Below are 25,506 nucleotides of genomic sequence, written 5' to 3'. Positions count from 1 at the left end.
CGGGCGGTGTGGAGAAGTCGCGTGGGTTCGTCCAATGCGTGCGCAGGGGCTGGTCAGAGGGGTCACCCGTGCATAGATTACCGGCGGTAACCCCTGAGTCGAGCCGAGGAGGGCGCCGTGGAAGGCGAGCCCAAGCTGGTACCACCCGTGCTGACCGTCGTCGACGGGGCGGTGCGGCAGGTGGAGGTGCCCGCGCTGGCCGGGGTGCCGGGGAGCGGGTCGCTCGGGGACATCCCCTTCCAGAACGCCCGTGAGGCCCCCGGCGAGGTGGTGCTCGCCCGCAAGGAGCGGGACGGGAGCTGGCGGGACGTCACCGCCGCCGAGTTCGCGGCCCAGGTGACGGCTGTCGCCAAGGGGCTGATCGCCGAGGGGCTGCGCGAGGGCGACCGGCTCGCGATCATGGCCCGGACCACCTACGAGTGGACCCTGCTGGACTTCGCCGGATGGGCCGCGGGCCTGGTCACCGTGCCCATCTACCCGACCTCCTCCGCGCTCCAGGCCCGCTGGATCATCCAGGACTCCGGCGCCGTGGCCTGCGCCGTCGAGGACACCGCGCAGGCCCGCATCATCAGCGCCGAGCGGGCGCACCTGCCCTGGCTGGCGCACCTGTGGGAGTTCGACACCGGCGCGCTGGCACGGCTGGTCAAGGCCGGTGAGGACCTGCCCGACGCGGTGGTGCACGCGCGCCGGTCCGTCCGTACGCCGGACTCCGCGGCCACCCTCATCTACACGTCCGGCACGACCGGGCAGCCCAAGGGCTGCGTGATCACGCACGCCAACTTCTTCGCCGATGCGGACAACGCGGTCGAGCTGCTGCATCCCGTCTTCAAGTCGGTCAGTAAAGATGCGGCCTCTACGCTCCTCTTTCTGCCGCTCTCCCACGTGTTCGGGCGGATGGTGGCCGTCGGCTGCATGCGGGCGCGGGTGAAGCTCGGGCATGCGCCGAGCATCCGGACCGAGGACCTGCTCGCCGATCTCGCGGGCTTCCAGCCGACGTTCCTGCTGGCCATCCCGTACGTGCTGGAGAAGGTCTACAACACCGCGCGGGCCACGGCCGAACGGATGGGCCGGGCCTCGTCGTTCGACCGGGCGGCGCGGATCGCCCAGCGGTACGGGGAGATCGTCGAGGGCCGGACCCCGGGGGTGAGCCTGCGGGCGGCGCGGGCGCTGTACGACCCGCTCGTCTACCGGCGGATCCGGGCGGCGCTGGGCGGGCGCGTGCGGTACATCCTGAGCGGGGGCTCGCCGCTCGGGCGGCGGCTCGCGGCGTTCTACACCGGAGCCGGGATCGAGGTCTTCGAGGGGTACGGGCTCACGGAGACGACCGGGGCCAGCACCGTCACCCCGCCGCTGAAGCCGAGGCTCGGGACGGTGGGGTGGCCGCTGCCGGGCACGGCCGTGCGGATCGCGGACGACGGTGAGGTGCTGCTGCGCGGGCGGCACGTGTTCGCGGGGTACTGGAACACCGCCGCTCACGGGGGCGTGGGGGCCGGGGGCTGGCTCGCCACCGGGGACATCGGGGAGCTGGACGGGGAGGGGTACCTGACGATCACCGGGCGGAAGAAGGACCTGATCATCACGTCGGGCGGCAAGAACGTGGCCCCGGCCCCGCTCGAGGACTGGCTGCGGGCGCACCCGCTGGTCGGCCAGTGCATGGTGGTCGGTGACAACCGGCCGTACGTGGTGGCGCTGATCACGCTGGAGCCGGAGGGGCTGGCGCACTGGCGGCAGATGCGGAAGAAGACGACGATGCCGATGCGGGAGCTGGTGCAGGACGAGGAACTGCGGGCGGAACTCCAGCGGGCGGTGGACGAGGCGAACCAGCTGGTGTCGCGGGCGGAGTCGATACGCCGCTTCGCGGTGCTGCCGGGGGAGTTCACGGAGGCCCGTGGCCATCTGACGCCGTCGCTGAAGCTGAAGCGGGGCGTGATCGCCCGCGAGTTCGAGCGGGAGATCGAGGTCCTCTACCGCCGCGCATGACCGCAGGGCCGCAGGGCCGCAGGGCCGCAGGGCCGGGGGCTACGGGGCGTGCTGGGCGGGCTCCCCGATCGGCCAGGCGATCTCGAAGCGGTTGTCGGCGTGGTCCGGAGTCCCCGTCCAGCGGCGGTAGACCATCCGGACCGGGCCGGCGAAGGCGAAGCCGTGCGCGCTGATCCAGTCGGCGACGGCATCGTACGCGGTGAGGATCGCGGGGAACTCGGCCGCCGGGCCGGTCACCTCCGTGCAGGCGAAGGTGTTCTCCGGGAGGTCGAGGACGACCGTCCCCTCGGGCAGGCCGGTCGGCTGTGCGCCGTCCGCCCAGAAGGGGATGCAGGCCTCGACCAGCGTCTCGTTCTCCTCGTCACACACCCCGTGGTAGCGGACGAACGCCGGACCGGTGAAGGTCAGCGGGCCGCGGCCCGCGACGGCGTACATGTCCTGGAAGGCGGTTCGGAGGAACCCGTCGAGGCCGGAGTTCTTGAGGGTCGCGCCGCGCACGAGGACGCGTTCGGCGTCGCTCTCGCGGACGGTGACGCGGTGGTTCATCTCTGCTCCTTCGGACAGGCGGGTCAACAGGCTGTGGACGAGGGTGCGCTGGACGGCCAGGCGGCTCTCTGCGGCTTTCAGGTGCGCGGCCAGTGCCGGGGCCAGGTCGGCCCCCGCCTCGGCCCGCGCGAGCATGCCGCGCACCTGCTCGACCGGGATGCCGAGTTGCCGCAGGACCCGGATCAGCTGGGCCGTCCGGACCTGGTCGCGCCGGAAGTAGCGGTAGCCGCTCAACGGGTCGACGTGGGCGGGCGGCAGTACACCGCTGGCGTCGTAGTGCCGCAGGGCGGTGACCGTGAGGCCGCTGGCCTGCGCGAACTGCCCGATCGGCAGCAGGTTCGTCATGTCCACGGAGAAGACTGTGCCGTCTCGGGTAACCCGAGAGTCAACGCCCGGGCGCCATGGTGACGGTCCGGGCGGGCGTACGGGCCAGGTCCGCGGAGGGGGTGTCGTGACCGGCGCGGACGACGGGCCGCGGGCCGCGGGCCGCGAACAGCATCGTGGCCCGGCGGGCAGGGGCGGCTGCGAGCCTGCCCGCGGTGCATGCCGCCGAGCCGACCGGCACCGGGCAGGGCGCCCCTGCCGGGTGTCTTCCCCCGCCCCGCCCCGCCCCTTCTCCCTTTCCCGAGGGCCGGGTTCCGTTACGCCGGGATGCCCTTCAGCCCGGCCTCGGCGATCTTCACGTCGTCCGACCAGTGGCCGCCCGAGACGCCTATGCCGCCGACGAGCTGGCCGTCCACGACGATCGGCAGGCCGCCGCCGAAGGTGACCAGGCGGTCGATACCGGTCCGGGCGCCGACCGACAGCTGCGCGTCGTTCTCGACGAACTCGTGCCAGTCGGTGGTGCTCAGGCCGAAGGCGGCCGCGGTGTAGGCCTTGTCCTGGGCGATCTGGATGGTCATCAGGCCCGACCCGTCCATCCGGGCGAACGCGCTGAGGTGGCCGGACTCGTCGACCACCGCGACGGCGAACCGCAGCTCCGTCTCCCGGGCCGCGGCGAGGGCGGCGTCGACGATGGCGCGTGCGAGGTCGTTGCTGAGGGCGGGGCGGATGCGGACGGCAGTCATGTCGAGCTCCTTGCAGAGGTGGCTGTCAGTTATTCGTATGCATGCAGCTAACAGCATGCGAATAGCCGTACGCAAGCTGCCTGCCATCTCGGCGGGAACTGGTGACCGTCTCCTACACTCGGCGCATGCATTACTCCGAGCGACTGTTGGTCTTCATCAAGCAGGCCGAGCGCGTGACCCAGGCCGCGAAGGAGGCCGCCGTGCGCGAGGCGGGGATCACCGCTGCGCAGCAGGGCGCGCTCGCCGTGCTCAGCGACAACCCCGGGATCAACGCCGCCGAGCTCGCGCGCAAGCTCTCGGTGACTCCGCAGACGATGAACAGCCTGCTCGGCCGGCTGGAGACGCGCGGCCTGGTCGCCCGTACCCCGCACCCGATCCACGGAACGCTGATCGAGATCCGCATGACCGAGCGCGGCGCGGAGGTGTTCGCCCAGGCCGACGCGCTGGTGGCGAAGCTCGACGCCCGGCTCCACGAGGGGCTGTCCGAGGACGAGTCGGCCGCCGTACGGGACCTGCTCACCCGGATCATCCGGAACGCCGAGGCCCCAGGTCTCTGAGTCCTGGGGCCCGGGGTGGGTCGGTCAGCAGTTCGGGTGGGTCGGGCGGCCTGCGAAGCGGTCCGCCAGCCAGTCGCCCGCCGCCAGGGAGTGGGTGATCACGCCGCTGACGTGCTCGCCGACCCAGATCGTGTCCCACTCCACGTTCGCGCCTTTCGCGCACCACTCGGAGCGCAGCTGCCGCCCGACGGCGTACGGGATGAGCTCGTCGCCGAGCGCGTGGTACTGGTGCACCGGCGCGGCCGGAGCCGTCCGCCCGAGCCTGCTCTGGTTCAACCGGGCCTGCCAGTCGGGCTGTTCGAGGGGGTTGCGGGTGGTGAGGTCGGAGATCCGCTTGAAGGAGCCGGCGATGGCGTCGATCGCCACGCAGTTCTCCTTCATCCCGGCCACGAGGGCCTTGCCCGCCGGGTTGAGGTACGAGTCGAGCCGGAGCTCGGGGAAGGCCGCGTCCTGACCGGCCGCCGCCATGAAGATGAGGCCGGAGCCGTACGAGCCGTCGTTGAAGTCGGCCACCTTCATCAGGTCGGCCGGGACCCCGCCGGTCGCCGTGCCCTTCACCTTCAGCTCGGGTGCGTACGAACCCTGCAGCTCGGCGGCCCAGCTGCTGGCCTGGCCGCCCTGGGAGTAGCCCATGATGCCGACCGGGGTGTCGGCGGAGAGGCCCGCCTCCGGGAGGCGCTCGGCGGCGCGCGCCGCATCGAGCACGGCGCGGCCGGCCGAGGGGCCGACCGTGTAGGTGTGCACCCCCGGGGTGCCGAGGCCCTCGTAGTCGGTGACGACCACGGCCCAGCCGCGCAGGGTGAGCTGTTGGATCAGGTTGGCCTCCATGGCGGTGCCGTACGGGAGGTTGTTGCCCGGCGCGCAGGAGTCGCCCATGCCGACGGTGCCGACGGCGTACGTGACGAGCGGGCGCGGGCCGGTCCGGCCGTCCTGCGGGACGATCACGGTGCCGGAGACGGTGTTCGGGGCGCCGTCTGCGGTGGTGGAGCGGTAGTGGATCTTCCAGGCCTTGGTGTCGGTCGGCTGGCCGGGCAGCGGGTGGAAGGCGGAGGGCGCCACACCGACGAGGTCGCCGGGCCGGCCGGCTCCGGCTTCGGACGCGGTGGCCGTGGCGGGGATCCCGGCCGGGACGGCGGCCAGTGCGGCCATGGTGGTCACGGCGGCCACGGCGGTCCTGCGGGTGGGGGTTCGCAAACGCATGGGCGGCTCTCCCAACGGAACGTTTCGTGCGGGGGGTAGGTGAGGAGAAGGTAGTGACCGACCGGTCGGCACGTCGCTGACCGCGCAGCTCACCTTTCCTGGCCCGGGGTTCACACCCGCCCGCCGGCCTCAGCCGGCCTCAGCCGCCCGAGGCGATCCGGTACGCGCCCGGCGTCGTGCCCGTCCAGCGGCGGAACGCGCGGTGGAAGGCGGTGTCCTCCGAGAAGCCGAGGCGGGCCGCCAGGTCCGCTATCGGCTCGCCGCTCTCCGCCAGGCCCGCGATCGCCGCGTCCCGCCGGACGTGGTCCTTCAGCTGCTGGAACGACGTGCCCTCCTGCTGCAGCCGCCGCCGCAGCGTCGCCGGGGACACCGCGAGCCGCGCCGCCACCTCCCCCAGCGCCGGGAGCCGCGGAGAGCTGCGCAACTGCCGTGCGAGGGCCCGGCGGACCTGCTCCGCGACCGTCGTCCCGTACTCCGGCCGCGACAGCAGGTCGAAGGGGGCCCGGCGCAGCATCGCGTCCAGCGCAGCCTCGTCCCGTACGAGCGGTGCGGCCAGCCAGTGCGCGTCGAAGGCGGCGCCCGTCCGGTCCGCCCCGAAGCGGACCGGACAGTCGAAGAGGATCTCGTACTCGGCCTCGTGCGGCGGCGCAGGGTACGCGAACGCGGCGTACGCGAGCGGGATGCGCCGCCCGATCAGCCAGCTGCTCAGCCGGTGCCAGATGGCGAGCACGCACTCGGTCAGGAAGCGCTCCTCGTCCCGCGCGAAATCGTTGTGCACGGCGAACCGCGCCTCGGCGCCGGTCACTTCGAGCGCCAGCTCCGGGCCGCCCGGGAAGAGGCCGTAGAAGGTCGCCGCGCGCTCCACGGCCGCGCCGAGGTCGCGGCAGCCGAGCGAGGCGCAGCACATCATCGCGAACGTACCCGGGCGGCTCGGCACCGCGGACAGTCTCAGGAACTCGTCCTGCGTGGTCCGGTACAGCGCCCGGAACAGCCGGGCGAACTGCGCCGGCGTGACCCGCGCCCGGTCGTCGCCGAGCAGCAACGGAGGGATCTGCGCCTCCTGGAGCAGCGGCACGGTGTCGATGCCGCTGCGCGCCGCCCCCGCGAGCACGGCGCGCACATGGTGCACGGTGATCGTCCGCCTCCCCATGGGTCCGACGGTAGCCCCATTGAGCGCTGGGGTCAGCGGGGGTGACGCTTCCGGTCATGTCGCGGGGCATGCGGGCCTGCCTAGCGTCGTCCGTACGTACGTACCCCGGACGTACCCCCAGGGAGGCGAGGGCGATGGACGCTGTGCGACCGGAGACGCTGGCGGTGTTCACGGAGTGGACGGGGGACCGGTACGGCGGCGAGACCGCCCTGCGGTTCAGAGGGGACGGGGGCTGGACCACCGTCACGTACGCCGAACTGCGCGCCCGCGTACGGCAGACCGGGCGGGCGCTGCTCGGGCTGGGCGTCGCGCCGGGGGAGCGGGTGGCGGTCCTGGCCGAGACCCGGCCGGCGTGGACGTACACCCACTTCGGGATCCTGGCGGCGGGCGCCGTCCTCGTACCGGTGTACCCGACGGCGGGGGACGAGGAGCTGGCCTGGGTCCTGGCGGACTCGGAAGCGGTGGCCGTGGTCTGCGACGACGCGGCGCAGGCGGACCGGGTGGAGGTGCTGCGGGCGGAGCTGCCGGCACTGCGCGCGGTCGTACGGATGGACGCACTGGCGGAGCTGCCGGGGATCGAACCCGCCCCGGAGGCGGAACTCCTGGACCGGGCGCGGCGGGTGGCCCCCGGCGCCGACGCGTCGATCGTCTACACCTCGGGGACGACGGGCCTGCCGAAGGGCTGCCGCCTCACGCACGGCAACCTGGGCGCCATCCAGGACGCGACGCTCCGGCTGACCCCGGGCGGACCGGGCGACTCCACGTACCTGTACCTGCCGCTGGCGCACCTGCTGGCACAGCTGATCCAGTTCACGACCCTGCTGCAGGGCGGTGAGCTGTGCTACTTCGGCGGCCGGATCGAGGACGTGCTGTCCGAGCTCGCCGAGGCACGTCCCACCCATCTCCCGTCCGTGCCGCGCCTGTTCGAGAAGGTCCACTCGGTGGTGCTGTCCCTGGCGGAGTCCGGGGAGGGCGGCGCCGAGCGCTTCCGGGAGGCGGTGCGCCTCGGGGTGCTGGCGGCGGAGGGCAGGCTGCCGGAATCCTCGCGGGCGGCGTACGAGGAGGCGGAGAAGAACCTGTACTCGCTGGTCAGGGGCGCCTTCGGGGGCCGGCTGAACTGGGCGCTGACCGGGGGAGCGCCGATCGCCCCGGCGACCCTGGACTTCCTGCGGGCCTGCGGGATCGCGGTCTACGAGGGCTACGGAATGACCGAGTCCGGCGGGGTGATCAGCCTGAACCACCCGGCGGCCGTCCGCCACGGCACGGTGGGCCGGCCGATCGCGGGCTGCGAGGTCCGCATCGCGGCGGACGGCGAGGTCCTGGCCCGGGGGCCGATGGTCTTCCCCGGATACCACGCGAACCCGGCCGCGACGGCGCAGGCGCTGGACGCGCAGGGCTGGCTGCACACCGGAGACCTGGGGGAGCTGGACGCCGACGGGTTCCTGTCGATCACGGGCCGCAAGAAGGAGCTGATCATCACCTCGTCGGGGAAGAACATCACCCCGACGGAGGTCGAGTTCGCCGTCCAGCGCTCCCGGTACGTGTCGCGGGCGGTCCTGATCGGCGACCACCGGCCCCACCCGGTCGCCCTGATCACCCTGGACTCGGAGGAGATCACGGCGTGGGCGAAGCGGGAGGGCATCGAGGCCATCGAGGGCCGGGGTGGCCTCGGGCCGGACCTGCCCGCCGCGGCCGCCCACCCGGCGGTCCGCGCCCTGGTCGAGGAGGCGGTGACGGCGGCCAACGCCACGGTCTCCCGCCCGGCCCGCATCCGTGCCTTCCACGTCCTGCCCGAGGACTTCACCATCGAGGAGGGCACCCTGACCCCGACCCTGAAGCTCCGCCGCAAGGCGGTGGCGGAGCGGTACGCGACGGAGATCGACGCGCTGTACGGGGAGCCGGCTCGATGACGTGGTCCTCCACGGGCCGGCGCGGTGGGCTTCCCGGCCGTCCGCCGGCCCCGGGGGCGCGCAGCACCCGCAAAGGCGCCTCTTGTGCTCGTCGCGGGAGCGAGGCGACCATGCAGGAGTTGCGTCGCGCATGCGAGGAGCGAGTTCGCCTGCTGGGGGTGGAGCGCATGAAGATGACGATCAGGGTGGCGGTCCCGGAGCTGTCCGTGGAGGCCGAGACCCGCTCTCTGTACAACTGGCTGCAACAGGAGCGTGTGATACGGCGTCATGCGACGGTCTCCACGGCGTCTTCGCGACCGCCGGTGCCCGGGGCGCAGGGCAACCTCATCGACCTCGTGTCGCTCGTCGTGAGCAGCGGTCTGAGCGCCGGGTCGCTCGGCATGTCGATCGCCACATGGCGTCGGGCGCGGCCGCGGCAGCCTGTGGTCGTGGTCGAAGCCGGCGGCACGACCGTGACCATCGAAGGGGCATCACCGGAGGAGGCGCAGCGGTTGCTGGAGCCTCTGTTCCGGGCCGGCGAGGGTGAGGGGAGCGGCGGCGGGAACGGCGGGTGAGCACGCTTCCCGATCCTGCGAGTACCCGGGCCCTGCTCATCGGCGTCGGCACGTTCGCGCATCTGGAGGACCTGCCCACGGTGCGGGCGAACCTCACCGCCCTACGACGCCTGCTGACGGGTGACGTGTGGGGGCTCGAGCCCGCGCACTGCACCGTGCTGGAGGATCCGGCGTCGCCGCATGAAGTCGAGCGCGCGGTCGCGCGGACGCTGAACGAGGCGGAAACTGCGCTGCTGTACTACGTGGGCCACGGTGTGCTGGAGGGCGAGGACGGCAGTCTGTGCCTGGCCCTGCCGCAGAGCGAGGAGGGGTTCTACCAGTCCACCGCTGTGCCCTACCAGTGGATCCGGCGCCGCGTGGCGCAGGCTCACGCCTCCCGGATCATCGTCGTGCTCGACTGCTGCTTCAGCGCGAGGGCGATGCAGGGAGGGAGCTCGTCCTCGGCCGTTGCGGCGCTGGCCACGGCCGAGGGGACGTACCTGATGGCGGCGGCGTCGGAAAATGCAGTGGCTCTTTCTCCGCCCGGCGCCCGCCACACCGCGTTCACCGGAGCCTGGATCGACGTGCTGACGCGCGGGGTGCCGGACGGGCCGCAGCATCTGACCCTCGACATGACGTTCGATGCGGTGAAGACCTCGCTCGCCGAACAAGGCATGCCCGTGCCCGTGCCGCTCGACCGGAACCGGTTGGGCCGGTATCCCTGCTTTCCCAATCGGGCCCATCGGCCCGTCAAGCCCGACCTCCGGGTCCTGCGGGAGGAAGAACGGGAACGGGAGGCGCGACCGACACAGCGCGAGATCCGACGGCTGGTCCGGGAACTGGACCGCCTGCATCGGGCGCGGCGACGCGAGGAGTACGCGCAGCTCATCGGCGAGCTGGCCGGGAGCGGCGTCGGCGCCCTCAAGCAGGCGGTACTCGTCCGAGAACTGGAGGAGCAGCATCCCGACATCGCCCGCGACCTCGCCACGGCGATCGGGGAGCACACGTACTACAAAAGGCTGCCGGAGGTGGTTCTCGCCCTGGACCGGGCGGGTGCCGCCGACGGCTGGCGGGCCGCCCTGCACGCGGCCGGACGGCGCCTTCCCTTGGACCTGCTGCGGTGGGTGGCGGAGCACCTGCCGACCGAAACGTACGCCGGCGCCCGGAACCAACTGTTCACCGGAACGGCGCAGAGCGGGGATCAGGCCCGGTGGTCGTCGGTCGCCCTCTACCTGGCATGGCGTGACAACCGCTCCGGACTGTCGTCCTTCCTGTCCGCGAGCGCACGGCACCAGCCGGTCCCGGTACTGGTCCAGTCCCTCGCGACCCTACGGTCGGACATGCACGACCACACCGCGGCGGCTCACGAACTTCTCCGCGATGTCGCGGCGGACCGGCCGGCAGCCGACGTGGTGGCCCTCCTGCAGGCGGTGGAGGGTGCAGGAAGGCAAGGTGCCCGGGACGCGGATACCGTGCTGCGGCTGGCCGCCGAGGTGCGTCGGGCGTCCGAGGCCCCCGGAATCGTCGCGGCACTGCGCGGCGCGGGCAGGGAGAAGCAGGCGTCCCGGGTCCTGAGGCTCATGGCCGTGGACGAGTACGCCGAACCGCCGCGGGTGGCGGACCTGATCACGGCCTTCGAGGAGGCGGGGCAGCCTGCGGACGCCGAGTCCGTCATCCGGATCCTGGGGCGGAAGGGTCCGCCGTCGTTGTTCGTCGCCACGCTTCAGGACTTCGACCGGAAAGGCCGCCTGCGGGAACGGGACGCGTTGCGCACCGCGGCCGGCGGATGGCTCAGACGCATGCGCGTGGCACGGCCGATGCGCCGCGCGGGATACGACGAGTACCGGGTCGGTGCGGCGGTGGCAGCGGTCGCAGGCGCTCTGCGCCGGAGCGCGGTGCCCGTGCTGATCTCGGGCCTCGTCCTGTGCCTTGCGGCCATGGTGGGGAGCCTGGCGATGGACGACGCCACGCTCGTCGACGACTTCGTCTCCGGCACTGCGCCCACCCCCTGCCTGAACGTGGACTGCAGCATCGAGGCCGGTTTCGGCTACACGCTCTCCAGCGGGGAGACCGTCCGGTCGACGTACGCGTTGCCCGGGTCCCCCCGCCACTTCGCGGCGGACCTCAAGGTGACCGTTCCGGTGACGTGCCCCCCGGGTTCCTCGACCGTGGCGTTCACCTTCTCGGCCGGGCAGTCCCGTACGTCGGGTCGGGCCGGGCAGGGCCGCACGCACGTCGCGTTCTCCACGGGCGGAGCCCGTGAGTTCGTCCTCGACCTGCGGGCCCCGGGCGCCTCGCCGGGCTGTGAGCCGTCGGTGGGAGTCGCCGACCCGGCAGTCCACCGGTTCCCGTGGTCATGGCTGCAGGACTCCAGCGGGCTGCGGTGAGCACGCCTGAAGGGCGAGCGGTGGAGCCTGGTGCGGATGCAGACGGGCCACTGGCCGATGTTCTCGCAGCCGGCGGAACTGGCGGAGGTGCTGGTGGCGGCCGCGGCCCAGGGAGGCTGAGGCCGCCGGGGCGGTCGAGGCGGTAGAGGTGGCCGGGGCGGTCGAGGCCTCAGTCGCGGGCGTACGAACCGAGGCCGACCAGGCAGTACACGTACTGGTTGATGGTGACCCCGCCCCGGCTGTAGCGGTACGAGAACGCGTACTGGGTCTTCGGATTGCTGTTGCAGCGGTCCAGCTCCGACGTCAGCGGGATGCTCTCGATCACCTTGTAGTGCGCGTCGGACGCCGAGCAGGAGACCTCCTCCACGCCGGTGACCTTCTGCGGGGTCGTGGAGTCGGGGAGGGTCCCGTTGAGGCAGGTGCCCCGGTCGAACGGGCTGGGGGCCGGCTCCTCGGAGGGCGAGGCGAGCGGATCGCTCGAGCTGTTCACCGGGGGCGGAGCCGGGGCCGGCGACCAGGAGCTGTACGAGGGCGTGGGCCGCGGGGCGGCGGTGCCGTCCTCGTCGTCCTCCCCGCTGCTCAGCAGGATCGCGCCGATGACCACGGCGACGACGACCCCCAGCGCCACCAGGCATCCCCGCGAGCTCGACGCGGGTGCCGGTGCCGGTGCCGGTCCCGGGGCGACCCGGATGCGCAACAGCACCTCGTCCTCGCCCAGCCGGGCCCGCACGAGATCGCCGTCCCGGGCGGGCGGAATCCTGAGCCGGGCCGCGCCGGTCGCCAGCGTCACGGTCAGAATCACACCGTGGGCGGCCTGCTGCGGAGTGATGGTGATCGGGATCTCCTGAGACTCCACCGGCTGCTCCACGGGGTAGCGGGACGATTGCCTGACGGGCCTTCATGAAGTGTGCAGCACTGGGGTGTTGGGACGCAGTGGTTCCGCCGGGTGCAGTCCGCCCGCCGTCCCTGGTGTGACGATCAGGGGCGGCGGGCGGCAGGGCGGGCCCTACTCGCTCGTGATCAGCCGAACTGGCCCGGCTGGTAGTCGCCGGCCGGCTGCTGGACGATCACGTTCATCCGGTTGTAGGCGTTGATCAGGGCGATGAGGGAGACCAGGGCGGCCAGCTGGTCCTCGTCGTAGTACTTGGCGGCGTCCGCCCAGGCCTCGTCCGTGACGCCGCCGGCGGCGTCGGCGATGCGCGTGCCCTGCTCCGTGAGCTCCAGGGCCGCACGCTCGGCGTCGGTGAACACCGTCGCCTCACGCCAGGCTGCGACCAGGTTGAGCCGCACGGCGGTCTCCCCGGCGTGCACGGCGTCCTTGAAGTGCATGTCGGTGCAGAAACCGCAGCCGTTGATCTGGCTGGCCCGCAGCTTCACCAGCTCCTGCGTCGCGGCCGGCAGGGCCGAGTCCGAGATGACCTTGCCTGCCGAGTTGATGTACCGCGCGAACTTGGCGGCGACGGGGTTGCCGAAGAAGTTGAGTCGAGCTTCCATCGTGATCTCCTTGCCGTATCGACCGTTACACCGCTCTGACGGAACAGCCCGGGCGGATGTGACAGCTCGGCGACGCGGCCGGGTGTGACGCGCGTCTCACCCGGCCGGGGGCGGGGGCCGAGGTGGCGCGCCTACGACGCGGGGCCCGTGAGGGCCTCGTCCTGGCTCGCCAGGACCTCGTGCCAGGCCGACTCGTGGGCGTCGCGGGCGGCCTCGTCGTAGAACCCGGCGTGGGTGAGGTGCAGCCGTGTGCCGATCGGGTGGGGGCTGAGCTCGACGGTGACCACCGTCTCGGCGCCGGCCGTGCCGGCCCGGCCCGTCACCCAGGTCAGCTCCACCAGCCGGTCGGGCACCAGGCGCAGGAAGCGCCCGTAGTGCGGATGCCTGGCCCGCGGAGCCCCCGGCTCCGTGGCGGACTCCGTTTCGAAGAAGAACGGCGCGTCCACCTCGGCCGTCATCACCACCGAGCCCGGCGCGGCGAACCAGCGGTCGAACTCCTCGGTCCACGCCGCGTACAGGGTGTGCTCGGAGGCGATCATCGCGCGCTCGACGGTCAGCCGGTGGGGGCGCTCCGTCAGGTCGGGGACGCGGATCGGATCGGTGTCGGTCATGGCACCTCACCGTAGTGGCGGGTAGCCCGGCGCCGGGGTACGACGCTCAGTACGACTGGAGCTCCCACAGGTTGCCCTCGGGGTCGCGGACATGGGCGCTGCGCAGGGTCGGGCCCCACTCCGGGCGGTCGGCCGGCGGGCCGGCCGGGGCGGCGCCGCGGGCCAGGCAGGCGGCGTAGGCGGTGTCCACGTCCGGGACGCGGCTGACCAGCATGGTGCGGTCATCGGGGCCGGCAGGACCGGGGGATACGGCCGTGGCGGCCATCGCCGCGCGGTCGAGCAGCGCGAGCACGCCTTGGCCGTCCACGTCCCACGAGGCGTACGGACCCTCGGCGCCGCCACGTGTGCGCGTCGCGCCGAACAGGGCGGGGAGCAGGGCCTCGTAGAAACGGAAAGCGTCGCCGAAGCGGGTGACGAGCAGGCGGGTGTGCAGGGCGTCCATGGGGGCTCCGTTCGCGCGCAATCAGTAGGGTGATACCAATGATTGGTGTCACCCTACAATGTGCCCATGGTTGCCCCCTCGACGCCCCGACTGACCGCGCTCACCCCCTACTTGCTCTCGACGGTGGGCAAGGAGGCCCGTGCCCTCGTCGGCGACCAGGTGGCCGCGCGCGGCCTGCGGCTGTGGGACATGGCCGTGCTCGCCGCCCTCGCCGATCACGGGCCGCAGCCGCAGCGCGATCTCGCCGAGCGGCTCGAGGTGCACCCGAGCGACGTGGTCAAGGTGCTCGACGGACTCGCCCGGCTCGGATACGTCGACCGGGAGCGCGACACGGCCGACCGCCGCCGGGTCCTGGCGAGCATCAGCGAGCCGGGCCGGCGGCTCCTGGGCGAGCTGACCGCGGAGGTCGCCGCCGTCCGCGACGACTTGCTGGCCCCTCTCGACGGGGCCGAACAGGCCACCCTGCACGCGCTTCTGCTGCGCGTGCACACGCACGCGGCGAGCCGGTGACTCAGCGCTTGGGCAGGGCCCGGAGTACGGCCAGTTCCTCGGTGTGGCGGCGCATGGCCAGGCTGACGGTGCCCGAGGTGTACTGGAAGACGCCGACGGCCGCGAGCGGGAGGGAGACCATGAGCATGCCGAGCAGGTCGGCCGAGTCCCGTGCGGCCGCGCAGCGGTCCCCCTCGGCATCGGCGTAGCTGCGCTTCCCGGAGTCCCCCTCGTCGTAGAAGACGCGGGAGGCGCACGTCCTGCTGCTGCTCGAGCCGTAGCCGAGGCTGAAGGGGGCGAACAGTTGGTAGGCGAGCCAGAGCCAGATGCCGCCCGTCGCGATGAACAGGAGCACCCCCACGGTCCGCTTGCGCTCCGCCCGCTGGCGGAAGGTTATCTCGTACGCCTCAGCAGTCATGGGCGCCGAATCTAGCCGAATCCGGCAGCGTGTCCGGATCGTTTCCTTCCCGCGCGACGCGGCGCGCTCACGAGCCAAGAACGGTCAAACCATCGGGTATTGGGGTGTTTCCGGCGAGGACTTGGATCCTTTGTTCGTTCGGCCGTGAGGACCCGGTGAAGCCGAGACGAATGGTGTGTCACATCTGCCGCTGCGGCGGCGAGTCGTATCCGAATACCTGATAGACAGTGGATATCCACGGCTCGACCCGCCGTATACCTTGTCGGCCGCCTTGGGGGGATCGCCGCACCGTGAAGCCGCTTCACCGTCACCTCGTCAACACCTCGCGCAAGGTCCTGTGCACGGCCGCGCTCGCGGCCAGCCTGACGACCGCCGCCGTGGTGACCAACACGCCCACCGCCGACGCGGGCGAGTCCGAGCCCACCCCGGACAGCCCCCAGGCGACCGACCGCGGCGACGCCCGCCTCGATCTGCCCGACCCGCTCGCCGACCCGGCGGTGCCGCCCGCCGGCACTGCGGGCGAGGGGGCCAGCGGCATTCCCGCGACCGCCCTCGACGCGTACCGGCGCGCCGAGGTCTCCGTGGCCGCCGCACTCCCGGGCTGCAAGCTGCCCTGGCAACTGCTCGCCGGCATAGGCCGGGTCGAGTCCGTGCACGCCTCCGGCTACGGGCTCAAGGCCGACGGCTACACCGAGAAGCCGATCCGCGGCCCCCGCCTCGACGGCAACGGCTTCGCCGAGGTCAAGGACACCGACAAGGGCGAGTTCGACGGGGACGCGGTGTACGACCGCGCCGTCGGCCCGATGCAGTTCATCCCCTCCACCTGGGCCACCTGGGGCGCCGACGGCAACGGGGACTCCAAGCGCGACCCGAACAACATCTACGACGCGGCGCTGGGCGCGGGCCTCTACCTGTGCGCGGGTGACCGGAACCTCTCGGACCAGGCGCAGCTCGACCGGGCGATCCTCAGTTACAACAACTCCCGCGAGTACGTGAACACCGTGGTCGGGTACATGCACCAGTACCAGAACGGTGCCGCCGGCGTGCCGAACCCGCCCGTCGGGAACTACCCGACGCCGCCCACGACGACGCTGCCCACGCCGTCGCAGACGAAGCCGAGCTCTCCGAGTACGCAGACGCCGAAGCCCACGCCGACCCCGACGCCCACGCCGTCGAAGCCGGCCGAGCCCCAGAAGCCCACGCCTGCCCCGACCCTGGCCAAGCTGGAGCTGCTCGGCAGCCCTGAGCTCAAGGCCGAGGCCGGGTCCGCGTTCACCGCGGTCCCGCGCATCAAGGCGGTGCTCAGCGACGGCAAGCCGGCTACTGCGAAGCCCATCCTGTTCGAGCTCAAGGGCGACACCACGGGCAGCTTCATCGGCGCCGAGGGCAAGACCTTCCTCGTGGTCGAGACCGACGCCGAGGGCATCGCGGCCCTGCCCGGCCTGAAGGCCGGGGCCAAGGCGGGCGGGTTCACCCTGCGGGTGGCGGCCTACAACACCGAGGCCCAGCTCACGGTGAACTTCACCGGCACCGTCACGGCGAAGCCGGCCCCGGTCGCGGACAAGCTGACCCGTACCGACGCCGACGCGGCGAAGCCGCTGGAGGTCGTGGCGGGGAGCAGCTTCACGGGCGTTCAGGTCACGGCCACCGCCCAGGACAAGGCGGTGGAGGGTACGCAGGTCACCGCCGGGCTGGTCGAGAAGAGCCAGGACGGTGCGTGGGTGCCGGTGGACCCGGCGAAGGCCAAGGGCCCGTGGTTCAAGGACAAGGACGGCGCGAAGGTGACCAGCCTGCTGCTGGCCCCGACCGGCGCGGACGGCAAGATCGCGCTGCCGGAGCTGTTCACCACGGACGTCGCCCCGGGCACGTACCACCTCCGCCTGATCACGAAGGACAACGTGGTCCTGATCCTGGACCTGAAGATCACGGCAGCTCCGACGACGCCTCCGACGACGCCTCCGACGACGCCGGCCGCCAAGCAGTAGCGCCACGGGCTCCGGGGCCGCGTCCCGGAGGCCGGGCTCGCGGGCCCGCGCGCAAACGCCGACCGCCCCGGTCACCGTTCCACGGTGACCGGGGCGGTCGGCGTTTGCCCCGTCACCCCACCCGGGAGGGCTGCGGCGTTCGGAAAAAGGCAGGAGCCCCGCGACCTCCGTCGGAACGGAGGAGGCAGGGCTCCTTGGGTACTGCTATCCAACCGCGATTAGGTTGGCCCAGGCGACTAGGCCGGGGTGACGTTCTCCGCCTGCGGGCCCTTCGGACCCTGCGTGACGTCGAAGTTCACCATCTGGTTCTCCTCGAGGGAGCGGAAGCCAGAGGCGTTGATCGCGGAGTAGTGGACGAAGACATCCGGGCCGCCGCCGTCCTGGGCGATGAAGCCGAAGCCCTTTTCAGCGTTGAACCACTTCACGGTTCCGGTAGCCATGAGCCCTCCTATGGGCCAAAGGGTCGCCCTGCTCCAGAACCTGCTAAGAAGTCTGAAAACTACAAAAGCCTGCGGGTCACATTCTCCGCAGGCCTCGTACTGCAAGGGAAACCAAACTGCAACTTGCGTCGAGCCTAGCACGCACCCTGCGGCGGAGACCAGAGGGAAAGATCACGTCACCCGGACGTTTGAGGCCCGCCCGAAGGCTGACGGAGACCCGGGGGCTAGTCTCGCGATGTGGACGTCTATCGCAGCCGGCCCCGCGTCGGCCACATTCAGTTCCTGAACTGCCTTCCCCTCTACTGGGGACTGGCCAGAACCGGCACGCTGCTGGACCTGGAGCTGACCAAGGACACCCCCGAGAAGCTCAGCGAACGGCTCGTCCAGGGGGACCTGGACATGGGTCCGATCACCCTCGTGGAGTTCCTCCGCAACGCCGACCAGCTCGTCGCGTTCCCCGATCTCGCGGTCGGCTGCGACGGCCCGGTCATGTCCTGCGTGATCGTTTCGCAGGTGCCGCTGGAGCAGCTCGACGGGGCCCGGGTCGCCCTCGGCTCGACCTCCCGTACGTCCGTACGCCTCGCCCAGCTGCTGCTTTCCGAGCGGTACGGGGTCCAGCCGGACTACTACACCTGCCCGCCCGACCTGGGCCTGATGATGCAGGAGGCCGACGCGGCCGTGCTGATCGGCGACGCCGCGCTGCGCGCCTCGCTGCACGATGCGCCACGGCTCGGCCTCGACGTGCACGACCTGGGGCTGATGTGGAAGGAGTGGACCGGACTGCCGTTCGTCTTCGCCGTCTGGGCCGCCCGCAAGGACTACCTCGCCCGCGAGCCGGTCGTCGTGCGCAAGGTCCACGAGGCCTTCCTCGACTCCCGAGACCTCTCCCTCGAGGAGGTCGCCAAGGTCGCCGAGCAGGCGGCCCGCTGGGAGGCCTTCGACGCCGATCTGCTGCAGCGGTACTTCACGACGCTCGACTTCCGCTTCGGACCCGAACAGTTGGCCGGTGTAAGGGAATTCGCCCGTCGTACGGGACCGACCACGGGCTATCCCGCGGATGTCGCGGTGGAGCTGCTGAGCGGCGACGGCGCCCGCCTCTGATCACTTCCGGCCCGTTCTGCTGATCGAATTACCGGGCGGTAGCCCGGGTTCCGGTAGGGGGCTATGCCGTTTCCCGGGAATTCCCCCTCTTTTCGCTTTTCTGTCCGTTTCCCATCCGCTCCGCCGGAATGCGCGGACCCCGATGCGCGGACCCCGATGCGCGGACCCGATGCGCGGTGCCCGCGCACGTGCGGGGCCGCGCCGAGCGGGACACCATGGACAGAAGAGGAGGGGCACCACCTCCTCGGGCGGCCGCGTTCGTTCTCATGCAGGGGGCCATGGGAGTGCGCCATGACCAATCGCAAGGTCGCCCCGGACATCACGGTCCTCGCAGACAGCCTCGAAGTGCCGGGGATCGGCTTCCTCCCGGTCAACGCGTACGTTCTGCACGCCCGGGAGCCCGTCGTCGTCGACACCGGGCTCGGTCTGCCCGACCGGAACTTCCTCGAGGTGCTGGGCGCGGCCGTCGACCCCGCCGACGTCCGGTGGATCTGGCTGACCCACCCCGACCGGGACCACACCGGCGGGATCTTCGCCCTGCTGGAAGCCGCCCCGAAGGCGAAGCTCGTGACCACCTTCCTGGCCGCCGGGATCATGTCCTGCGAGCGGCCGCTGCCCATGGACCGGATCTTCCTGCTGAACCCCGGGCAGTCCCTGGACGTCGGGGACCGTTCGCTCGCCGCCTTCCGGCCGCCGCTGTTCGACAACCCGGCGACCGTCGGCTTCTACGACGACCGCTCGCGGGCCTGCTTCAGCTCCGACTGCTTCGGCGCGCCCATGCCGAGCGCGGAAGCCGCCGACAGCGGCGATGCCCGGGCCGTCGCAGCCGAGGACCTGCGGGCGGCGCAGCTCCTGTGGGCCTCGGTGGACAGCCCGTGGGTGCACGTCGTGGACCGCGACCGCTACCTCGCCTCGCTGGAGCCGCTGCGGGAGATGGACCCGGAGATCGTGGTCTCCACGCACCTGCCGCCCGCCGCCGGGATCACCGGGCGGATGGTCGAGACGGTGGGCCTCGCGGCGGGCATCGACCCGTTCGTGGGCCCCGACCAGCAGGCCCTCGAGCAGATGCTCGCCGGGTTCGAGCCCGCAGGATCGGCCCCGGCGGGCCGGTGACCGCTCTAAGGTGCTCTTGGTGATCGGCAACCGGCAGCCGGTGATAGGCAACCGGTGATCGGCAACCGGTGATCGGCGATCAGCCGTCTGGGACCGAACGGGGGAAGGGGGACGCGATGCAGCCGCTCGAAGCCGGCGAACCGCGGACCATCGGCGCGTACCGGCTGCTCGGCCGGCTCGGCTCGGGTGGCATGGGGCGGGTCTACCTGGGGCGCAGTACGGGCGGCCGGACGGTGGCCGTCAAGATCGTGCACCCGCACTTCGCCTCCGACGAGGAGTTCCGCGCCCGGTTCCGCCGCGAGGTCGAGGCCGCCCGGCGGGTCGGCGGCGAGTGGACCGCGCCCGTCCTGGACGCCGACCCGGAGGCGCCGGTCCCGTGGGTGGCCACCGGGTACGTGGCGGGACCTTCCCTGGGCGGCGCGGTGGCCTCGCACGGTCCCCTTCCGGAGACCTCCGTACGGGCCATCGGCGAAGGCCTGGCCCGCGCTCTGGTGGCCGTCCACGGGCTGGGGCTCGTCCACCGGGACGTGAAGCCGTCGAACGTGATGCTGACCCTGGACGGCCCCCGGCTGATCGACTTCGGGATCGCCCGCGCCACGGACGGCACGGCCTCGCTCACCTCCACCGGCGTCTCCATCGGCTCGCCCGGCTACATGTCCCCCGAACAGATCCTCGGCAAGGGGATCACCGGGGCGGCCGACGTGTTCTCGCTCGGCGCCGTGCTGGCCTTCGCGGCGACCGGGCAGCCGCCGTTCACCGGGGACAACTCGGCGACCCTCCTCTACAAGGTGGTCCACGAACCGCCGGACCTCGACGCCGTCCCGGCCGGCGGGCTGCGCGAACTGATCGCCGCCTGCCTGGCCAAGGCCGCCGCCGACCGGCCCGCGCCGGAGGCGATTGCGCAGGCGCTCGCCGGCGCCCTGCGCGCCCCCGGATGGCTTCCCGCGCCCCTGGTGGAGGAGGCCAGCCGCGCGGCGGTGGCCCTGCTGGACCTGGAGGCCGCACCGGCCGGCCCCGCAGCGGCGGACGCCCCGGCGCCCGTCCCCGAATCCGCTTCTGGGCCAGTGCCGTTCACGGCCTCCTCGTACGGGGGACCGGCGGTCGGCTTCGGCGCGCCGGACCCCTCGTACGGGAGCGCGGCCGTTTCCGGCGCAGGCTCGGCGGGCACCTCGTACGGCCCTTACGGTCCGCCCGCGGACGCGGTGCACGGCCCCTACGGGCCGCCGCCGGGCGCCGTCCACGCGAGTCCCACCGAGACCGCCGGCGGCGGTGTGCCGCAGCCGCGGACCGCACCCGACCAGGCGCGCCAGGTCACCTTCAGCGCGGCCGGGCGGCGGTTCAGCTGCTCGCTGGTCCTCGCGGCGACGGCCGTCCTGGCCGTGCTGTCCGGGGGCGGGCTGTACGGGCTGGGGCTGCTGCCGGGCACGGGCGGCGACTCCGACCAGCATGCGTCGGGCGACTCCGCCGCCACGCCCCCGCCGGCGACGGCGGCATCAGGCACCCCCACCCCGACGGGCTCGGCCACGCCGTCGGCCACGCCCTCGGCGGCGACGCCGACCGGCACCCGGGGCGACGTCCCCAAGGAGCTCACCGGCACCTGGAAGGGCACGGTCACCACCGCCCGCGCCGGGGTCTCCAGCGAGTTCGAGATCACGATCAAGGCCGGCAAGGTCGGCGAGGTCGTCGCCCGGGACAAGTCGATCCTCCCGATCTTCGGCACCGACTGCAGCGGTGACTGGAAGCTCGCCTCGGCCACCGACCGCTCCCTCGTCCTGGACACCGCGGGCGGCCCCAACCCGGCCCCCGGCATCTGCTCGAACGGGTCAGCCGACGAGCGCTTCACCCTCAACACCAACGGGACGCTCCATTACAAGTCGGGCGACGGTCCGGCCGGAAACCCCGAAGGCGACCTGACCCGTATCCCCTGAAGTCCGCGGACGGCCCCTGGCGTAGGCTGGATCGGTCCGCAGCTCTTGACACACCGCCTTGACACACCGCCGAAAGGTGACGCACCGGTGACCGACCAGGCCGCTCTCCAGTCTGTCCTCGACCGCGCCGCCGCAGGGGGCCGGATCACCAAGGAAGAGGCGCTCGACCTCTACCGGCACGCCCCGCTGCACGCGCTCGGCCAGGCGGCCGACGCGGTGCGCCGCCGCCGCTACGCCGGCACCGAGCACATCGCGACGTACATCATCGAGCGCAACATCAACTACACCAACGTGTGTGTCACGGCGTGCAAGTTCTGCGCCTTCTACGCGGCCCCGAAGGACACCAAGAAGGGCTGGTCCCGCGACCTCGACGACATCCTGCGCCGCTGCGCGGAGACCGTGGAGCTCGGCGGCACGCAGGTCATGTTCCAGGGCGGCCACCACCCGGACTACGGCGTGGAGTACTACGAGGAGCACTTCTCCGCCATCAAGAAGGCGTTCCCGCAGCTGGTCATCCACTCCCTCGGCGCGTCCGAGGTCGACCACATGGCCCGCATCTCCGGCGTCTCCGCGGAGGAGGCCATCCGCCGCATCCACGCGGCCGGACTGGACTCGTTCGCGGGCGCCGGCGCCGAACTCCTGCCGGAGCGGCCGCGCAAGGCGATCGCCCCGCTGAAGGAGTCCGGCGAGCGCTGGCTGGAGATCATGGAGATCGCCCACAAGCTGGGCGTGGAGTCCACCTCCACCATGCTGATGGGCACCGGCGAGACCAACGCCGAGCGCATCGAGCACATCGCGATGATCCGGGACACGCAGGACCGCACGGGCGGCTTCCGCGCGTTCATCCCGTACACGTACCAGCCCGAGAACAACCACCTCAAGGGCCGGACCCAGGCGACCGTCTTCGAGTACCTGCGCATGATCGCGATCGCGCGGCTCTTCCTCGACAACATCGCCCACATCCAGGGCTCCTGGCTCACCGTGGGCAAGGAGGCGGGCCAGCTCTCGCTGCACTACGGCGCGGACGACCTCGGCTCGATCATGCTCGAGGAGAACGTGGTCTCCTCGGCCGGAGCCAAGCACCGCTCCAACCGCCAGGAGATCATCGACCTGATCCGCAAGGCGGGTCGCGTCCCCGCGCAGCGCGCGACGACGTACGAGCACCTGCTCGTGCACGACGACCCGGCGAACGACCCGGTCGACGACCGCGTGGTCTCGCACATCTCGTCCACCGCGATCGAGGGCGGCACGGCGCACCCCGAGCTGAAGCTCATCTCGACGAACTGACGACGGACTGACGCGCCCGTGCTGACCCTCCACACCGCCGAACTCCTCGTCCCGGGGGCGGGTTCCGCCGCGCTGCCCGGCGGGGCGGTCCTCGTCGACGGCGACCTGATCGCCCGCGTGGGCCCGTACGCGGAGCTCGCCGCGGAGTTCCCGCACGCGCGGGTCCGGCGCTGGCCCGGGGTGCTGACCCCGGGGCTGCTCGTGCGCGGGGCGGACGTGCTGCTGGAGCGCACGTACTACCCGGACGACCCGTACGAGGTCACCGAGCTCGGCGCCGACCCGATCACCGGCGCCGAGGCGCTGGCCGATCTGAAGCTGACCGAGTCCCGCTGGGGCAACAGCGCCCGCCGGGCCACGCAGAAGCTGCTGGCCCGCGGGGTGGTGGCGGTGGCCGGGCGGCTCACGGTCCCGGCGGTGCGGACGGCGGTGGTCCGCTCGGGGCTGATGGTCCTCCCGCCGGCGGCCGAGGTGTCCCCGGACCCGCCGTCGCTGGACCCGTTCGCCGGCCGGGGCACGGCCGAACAGGCCTTCTTCGGCATCCTGGAGCCGGGCGCCCCGGCCCGTTTCGCGGTGTTCGCGGCCCCCGACGCCGAGGCGCTGCTGGAGCAGGGCGCCACCACCTGCGTGGCCACGGTCATCACCGGCCGCCTCCTCCACCGCCGCCGCTAGGCGACGCCAGTCGCGGCGCTACGTTCTGACGCCCTCGCGGGCCAGGGCGGCCAGGAGGCAGGCCTGGAGGCGGCTGATCCCGCCCAGCTTCGCCCGTATGTTGTGGACGTGGAACTTGACCGTGCTGACGGACAGTTGCAGCTCGCCGGCGAGTTCCGCATTGGAGGCGCCGGTCGCCAGGCACAGGAACACGGCCGACTCCTGCTCGGTGAGCTGGACTTCCCGCCGCACCTCCGCCCCGGTCCGGGGCGGAAACCAGGCCGGGACGCTGAAGCTGACGACGCGCACGGTTTCCACTCCTCGCCCCCCGCCGATGCCCCTGTGGTCAGCTCATCGGCTCTCCCTGTTCTCTAAGGGACGCTCGGGCCGGACAGGTAGGTTCCCTTCCGGTCGAACGGCCAGGCATTGGCGTGGCAGCCGAGCAGCCCCTTGATCTGCTGCATCATCGCCGGAGCGGGCTTGCCGGGGCCCGGGCAGGTCTCGTGGTCGCGGCCTATCTCGTGGCCCACCTCGTGGTTGACGATCAGCGCCCGGTACTCCTCCACAGGGCCCTTGAACTGCGGAGATCCCTCCTGCCAGCGCTTGAGGTTCACCACGACCGTGTGGCCGGCCCGGCAGTTGGTCTCGCCGACGAGCTCGGGGGTGACCACCTCGCACAGCCGGTCGGTGGTGGTGGGCGTCGCGATCTTCACCGTGAAGTCCACGGGCTGGCCGGCCCCGACGAGCTGGAAGCCGTACGCCGGGTCCTTGATCCAGCCGCGGGGGTCCCCGAGGATCGCCTCCACCGACTGGGCGGCGGCGTCGGGGTCGACCCCGCTGCCCTCCTCGACCTCGATCCGCCAGCGGCGGGCGGGCCCTTTGCCCTGCGGCTGCCCCGCGCGGGAGGAGGCCGCGAACACCCCGGGCCCGGACTGCGGGACCGGGGCGGTCGAGCTGCTGCCGCCCGGCTTCGACGCCGTGGCGGCCGGGTCGGGCGAGGCGGCGGAGGGCTGCCCGGGGGCGGGCGAGCCGGACGAGGCCGACGGGGACGGAGCGGCGGCGGCGGGATCCTGGTCTGGCGATGCGGCAGCCGGCGCGGCCACGCTGTCGGAGACGGAGGCGGCGTCGTCCAGCGGCACGATCGCGTACGCGGTCGCCGAGACGGCGACCACCGCGGCCGAGCCGAGGACCGTACGGCGCAGCCGCCTGCGCCGCTCGGCCCGGCGCTTGGCGCGGGGGCTGAGAGCGGAGCGTCGACCGGTGGAATGGCCTGCCGGCATCGTGAACCCTTTGTTCGGCAATATCTTCAGGATCTTCACGAACGTGTTCGTGAAAATGCTCGTGAATGTCCTACTTCAGTAGGCCTTGTCAGGCCGTTCCGGCCAGTCAACGCGGATGCGCGGGCTCCGCGTAACTGTCCATCGGGCCAGTTGTGCCCCCGACGGTGGGGCGTGGGGGCGCCTGCGAGAATGGCCCGGTATCCGCCCACCCGCACCGCATCGCACCTGAGGGGCCAACGCCAGTGACCCGCGCTTCCCTGGACAAGCAGCCGCACGAAGTCGCCTCCATGTTCGACGGTGTGGCGGCGAACTACGATCTCACCAACGACGTCCTCTCCCTCGGGCAGGCCCGCCTGTGGCGCAAGGAGGTCGCCAAGGCGGTCGGTGCGCGCCCCGGGCACAAGGTGCTGGACCTGGCCGCCGGAACCGCCACCTCCTCGCTGCCGTTCGCCGCGACCGGCGCGTACGTCGTCCCCTGCGACTTCTCCCTCGGCATGCTCCGCGAGGGCAAGAAGCGCCACGCCTGGCTGCCGCTGACCGCGGGCGACGCGACGAAGCTGCCGTTCGCGGACGACGTCTTCGACACCGTGACGATCTCCTTCGGGCTGCGCAACGTGCAGGACACCGACGCCGCGCTGCGCGAGCTGTACCGGGTGACCAAGCCCGGCGGCCAGGTCGTGATCTGCGAGTTCTCGCAGCCGACGTGGGCTCCGCTGCGCACGGTGTACGTGGAGTACCTGATGCGCGCCCTGCCGCCGGTGGCCCGCGCCGTGTCCTCCAACCCCGACGCGTACGTGTACCTCGCCGAGTCGATCCGCGAGTGGCCGGACCAGCCGGCGCTGGCCGCGCTGCTGCAGAAGGCCGGCTGGTCCAAGGTCGCCTGGCGCAACCTGAGCGGCGGGATCGTCGCGCTGCACCGCGGTTTCAAGGCGTAGGAAGC

At 72.2% G+C, this 25,506-nt stretch carries 26 protein-coding genes; 13 read left to right on the top strand and 13 right to left on the bottom strand.

The annotated features are described in order from the left end of the window. The first annotated feature begins 117 nt into the window (after window positions 1-117). Window positions 118-1,980 carry an AMP-dependent synthetase/ligase gene (locus ACZ5WG_RS25990; RefSeq protein ID WP_468726270.1) on the top strand — a complete coding sequence of 621 codons (1,863 nt, stop codon included), beginning with the start codon at window positions 118-120 and terminating at the stop codon, window positions 1,978-1,980. Window positions 1,981-2,019: 39 nt separating this feature from the next. On the opposite strand, the gene ACZ5WG_RS25985 is transcribed toward ACZ5WG_RS25990, so the two are convergent. The 3 genes from ACZ5WG_RS25985 to ACZ5WG_RS25975 form a co-directional block, all read right to left on the bottom strand. Then, window positions 2,020-2,871, bottom strand: coding sequence for a MerR family transcriptional regulator (locus ACZ5WG_RS25985; protein WP_468726360.1), 852 nt, complete (start codon window positions 2,869-2,871; stop codon window positions 2,020-2,022). Between the two features lie 40 nt (window positions 2,872-2,911). Further along, on the bottom strand, window positions 2,912-3,091 hold the full coding sequence (locus tag ACZ5WG_RS25980; RefSeq protein WP_468726268.1) for a hypothetical protein: 180 nt from the start codon (window positions 3,089-3,091) through the stop codon (window positions 2,912-2,914). Window positions 3,092-3,167: 76 nt separating this feature from the next. Continuing rightward, window positions 3,168-3,593 carry a GlcG/HbpS family heme-binding protein gene (locus tag ACZ5WG_RS25975; protein WP_468726266.1) on the bottom strand — a complete coding sequence of 142 codons (426 nt, stop codon included), beginning with the start codon at window positions 3,591-3,593 and terminating at the stop codon, window positions 3,168-3,170. Window positions 3,594-3,718: 125 nt separating this feature from the next. On the opposite strand from ACZ5WG_RS25975, the gene ACZ5WG_RS25970 reads away from it, so the two are divergent. After that, complete coding sequence (locus ACZ5WG_RS25970) at window positions 3,719-4,150, top strand: MarR family winged helix-turn-helix transcriptional regulator (protein WP_468726264.1); 432 nt, start codon at window positions 3,719-3,721, stop codon at window positions 4,148-4,150. Window positions 4,151-4,174: 24 nt separating this feature from the next. On the opposite strand, the gene ACZ5WG_RS25965 is transcribed toward ACZ5WG_RS25970, so the two are convergent. Together ACZ5WG_RS25965 and ACZ5WG_RS25960 are read right to left on the bottom strand one after the other, a co-directional pair. Next, on the bottom strand, window positions 4,175-5,350 hold the full coding sequence (locus tag ACZ5WG_RS25965; RefSeq protein WP_468726262.1) for a lipase family protein: 1,176 nt from the start codon (window positions 5,348-5,350) through the stop codon (window positions 4,175-4,177). A 139-nt stretch (window positions 5,351-5,489) separates the two neighbouring features. Beyond that, window positions 5,490-6,500 carry an AraC family transcriptional regulator gene (locus tag ACZ5WG_RS25960; RefSeq protein WP_468726260.1) on the bottom strand — a complete coding sequence of 337 codons (1,011 nt, stop codon included), beginning with the start codon at window positions 6,498-6,500 and terminating at the stop codon, window positions 5,490-5,492. Between the two features lie 134 nt (window positions 6,501-6,634). Here ACZ5WG_RS25960 and ACZ5WG_RS25955 point away from each other — a divergent pair, with 134 nt between their 5' ends. From ACZ5WG_RS25955 to ACZ5WG_RS25945, 3 genes are all read left to right on the top strand, one after another. Continuing rightward, window positions 6,635-8,410 carry an AMP-dependent synthetase/ligase gene (locus ACZ5WG_RS25955; RefSeq protein ID WP_468726258.1) on the top strand — a complete coding sequence of 592 codons (1,776 nt, stop codon included), beginning with the start codon at window positions 6,635-6,637 and terminating at the stop codon, window positions 8,408-8,410. A 110-nt stretch (window positions 8,411-8,520) separates the two neighbouring features. Then, on the top strand, window positions 8,521-8,964 hold the full coding sequence (locus ACZ5WG_RS25950; protein ID WP_468726256.1) for an effector-associated constant component EACC1: 444 nt from the start codon (window positions 8,521-8,523) through the stop codon (window positions 8,962-8,964). After that, window positions 8,961-11,330, top strand: a complete 2,370-nt coding sequence (locus ACZ5WG_RS25945) for a caspase, EACC1-associated type (protein WP_468726254.1) — start codon at window positions 8,961-8,963, stop codon at window positions 11,328-11,330. Before ACZ5WG_RS25950 ends, ACZ5WG_RS25945 begins: the two co-directional genes overlap by 4 nt. A gap of 169 nt (window positions 11,331-11,499) precedes the next feature. Here ACZ5WG_RS25945 and ACZ5WG_RS25940 read toward each other — a convergent pair whose 3' ends face one another. The 4 genes from ACZ5WG_RS25940 to ACZ5WG_RS25925 all read right to left on the bottom strand — a co-directional run bounded on the left by ACZ5WG_RS25940 (window position 11,500) and on the right by ACZ5WG_RS25925 (window position 13,877). Then, window positions 11,500-12,186 (bottom strand): LppU/SCO3897 family protein, encoded by a 687-nt coding sequence (locus ACZ5WG_RS25940; protein ID WP_468726252.1) that lies wholly within the window; start codon window positions 12,184-12,186, stop codon window positions 11,500-11,502. Between the two features lie 164 nt (window positions 12,187-12,350). Next, on the bottom strand, window positions 12,351-12,824 hold the full coding sequence (locus ACZ5WG_RS25935; protein WP_468726250.1) for a carboxymuconolactone decarboxylase family protein: 474 nt from the start codon (window positions 12,822-12,824) through the stop codon (window positions 12,351-12,353). Window positions 12,825-12,955: 131 nt separating this feature from the next. Further along, entirely contained in the window at window positions 12,956-13,435 is a 480-nt protein-coding gene (locus ACZ5WG_RS25930; RefSeq protein ID WP_468726248.1) for an SRPBCC family protein, read from the bottom strand. A gap of 46 nt (window positions 13,436-13,481) precedes the next feature. After that, the gene (locus tag ACZ5WG_RS25925; protein ID WP_468726247.1) at window positions 13,482-13,877 is read right to left on the bottom strand and encodes a VOC family protein; all 396 of its coding nucleotides are present in this window, start codon (window positions 13,875-13,877) and stop codon (window positions 13,482-13,484) included. Between the two features lie 66 nt (window positions 13,878-13,943). On the opposite strand from ACZ5WG_RS25925, the gene ACZ5WG_RS25920 reads away from it, so the two are divergent. Next, entirely contained in the window at window positions 13,944-14,387 is a 444-nt protein-coding gene (locus ACZ5WG_RS25920; protein WP_468726245.1) for a MarR family winged helix-turn-helix transcriptional regulator, read from the top strand. A 1-nt stretch (window position 14,388) separates the two neighbouring features. On the opposite strand, the gene ACZ5WG_RS25915 is transcribed toward ACZ5WG_RS25920, so the two are convergent. Continuing rightward, the gene (locus ACZ5WG_RS25915; RefSeq protein WP_468726243.1) at window positions 14,389-14,784 is read right to left on the bottom strand and encodes a hypothetical protein; all 396 of its coding nucleotides are present in this window, start codon (window positions 14,782-14,784) and stop codon (window positions 14,389-14,391) included. Between the two features lie 290 nt (window positions 14,785-15,074). Here ACZ5WG_RS25915 and ACZ5WG_RS25910 point away from each other — a divergent pair, with 290 nt between their 5' ends. After that, entirely contained in the window at window positions 15,075-16,769 is a 1,695-nt protein-coding gene (locus tag ACZ5WG_RS25910; protein WP_468726241.1) for a lytic transglycosylase domain-containing protein, read from the top strand. A 236-nt stretch (window positions 16,770-17,005) separates the two neighbouring features. Here ACZ5WG_RS25910 and ACZ5WG_RS25905 read toward each other — a convergent pair whose 3' ends face one another. Beyond that, window positions 17,006-17,209 carry a cold-shock protein gene (locus ACZ5WG_RS25905; RefSeq protein ID WP_030162033.1) on the bottom strand — a complete coding sequence of 68 codons (204 nt, stop codon included), beginning with the start codon at window positions 17,207-17,209 and terminating at the stop codon, window positions 17,006-17,008. Window positions 17,210-17,446: 237 nt separating this feature from the next. On the opposite strand from ACZ5WG_RS25905, the gene ACZ5WG_RS25900 reads away from it, so the two are divergent. The 5 genes from ACZ5WG_RS25900 (at window position 17,447) to ACZ5WG_RS25880 (ending at window position 23,307) form a co-directional block, all read left to right on the top strand. Then, a complete protein-coding gene (locus tag ACZ5WG_RS25900) occupies window positions 17,447-18,310 on the top strand; it encodes a menaquinone biosynthetic enzyme MqnA/MqnD family protein (protein WP_468726239.1) in 864 nt (287 codons plus the stop codon). Between the two features lie 291 nt (window positions 18,311-18,601). Then, window positions 18,602-19,423 (top strand): MBL fold metallo-hydrolase, encoded by an 822-nt coding sequence (locus tag ACZ5WG_RS25895; protein ID WP_468726238.1) that lies wholly within the window; start codon window positions 18,602-18,604, stop codon window positions 19,421-19,423. A 116-nt stretch (window positions 19,424-19,539) separates the two neighbouring features. Beyond that, window positions 19,540-21,351 (top strand): serine/threonine-protein kinase, encoded by a 1,812-nt coding sequence (locus ACZ5WG_RS25890; protein WP_468726236.1) that lies wholly within the window; start codon window positions 19,540-19,542, stop codon window positions 21,349-21,351. 87 nt (window positions 21,352-21,438) lie between these two features. Continuing rightward, the gene (mqnC, locus tag ACZ5WG_RS25885; RefSeq protein WP_266664913.1) at window positions 21,439-22,638 is read left to right on the top strand and encodes a cyclic dehypoxanthinyl futalosine synthase; all 1,200 of its coding nucleotides are present in this window, start codon (window positions 21,439-21,441) and stop codon (window positions 22,636-22,638) included. Window positions 22,639-22,656: 18 nt separating this feature from the next. Next, a complete protein-coding gene (locus ACZ5WG_RS25880; protein ID WP_468726235.1) occupies window positions 22,657-23,307 on the top strand; it encodes an imidazolonepropionase-like domain-containing protein in 651 nt (216 codons plus the stop codon). Window positions 23,308-23,325: 18 nt separating this feature from the next. Here the strand turns inward: ACZ5WG_RS25880 and ACZ5WG_RS25875 are convergent, their stop codons facing one another. Both ACZ5WG_RS25875 and ACZ5WG_RS25870 read right to left on the bottom strand, forming a co-directional pair. Further along, a complete protein-coding gene (locus ACZ5WG_RS25875) occupies window positions 23,326-23,595 on the bottom strand; it encodes a response regulator transcription factor (protein WP_468726234.1) in 270 nt (89 codons plus the stop codon). Between the two features lie 62 nt (window positions 23,596-23,657). Further along, entirely contained in the window at window positions 23,658-24,566 is a 909-nt protein-coding gene (locus ACZ5WG_RS25870) for a DUF3152 domain-containing protein (protein ID WP_468726232.1), read from the bottom strand. 242 nt (window positions 24,567-24,808) lie between these two features. On the opposite strand from ACZ5WG_RS25870, the gene ACZ5WG_RS25865 reads away from it, so the two are divergent. Then, window positions 24,809-25,501: a demethylmenaquinone methyltransferase gene (locus ACZ5WG_RS25865; protein ID WP_468726231.1), complete on the top strand. Its 693-nt coding sequence runs from the start codon at window positions 24,809-24,811 to the stop codon at window positions 25,499-25,501. Window positions 25,502-25,506 lie beyond the last annotated feature (5 nt).

This window comes from Streptomyces sp. NPDC032745, assembly GCF_055579465.1.
Note: the sequence above shows the minus strand (reverse complement) of the source record. Positions and strands in the feature narration are given on the sequence as shown.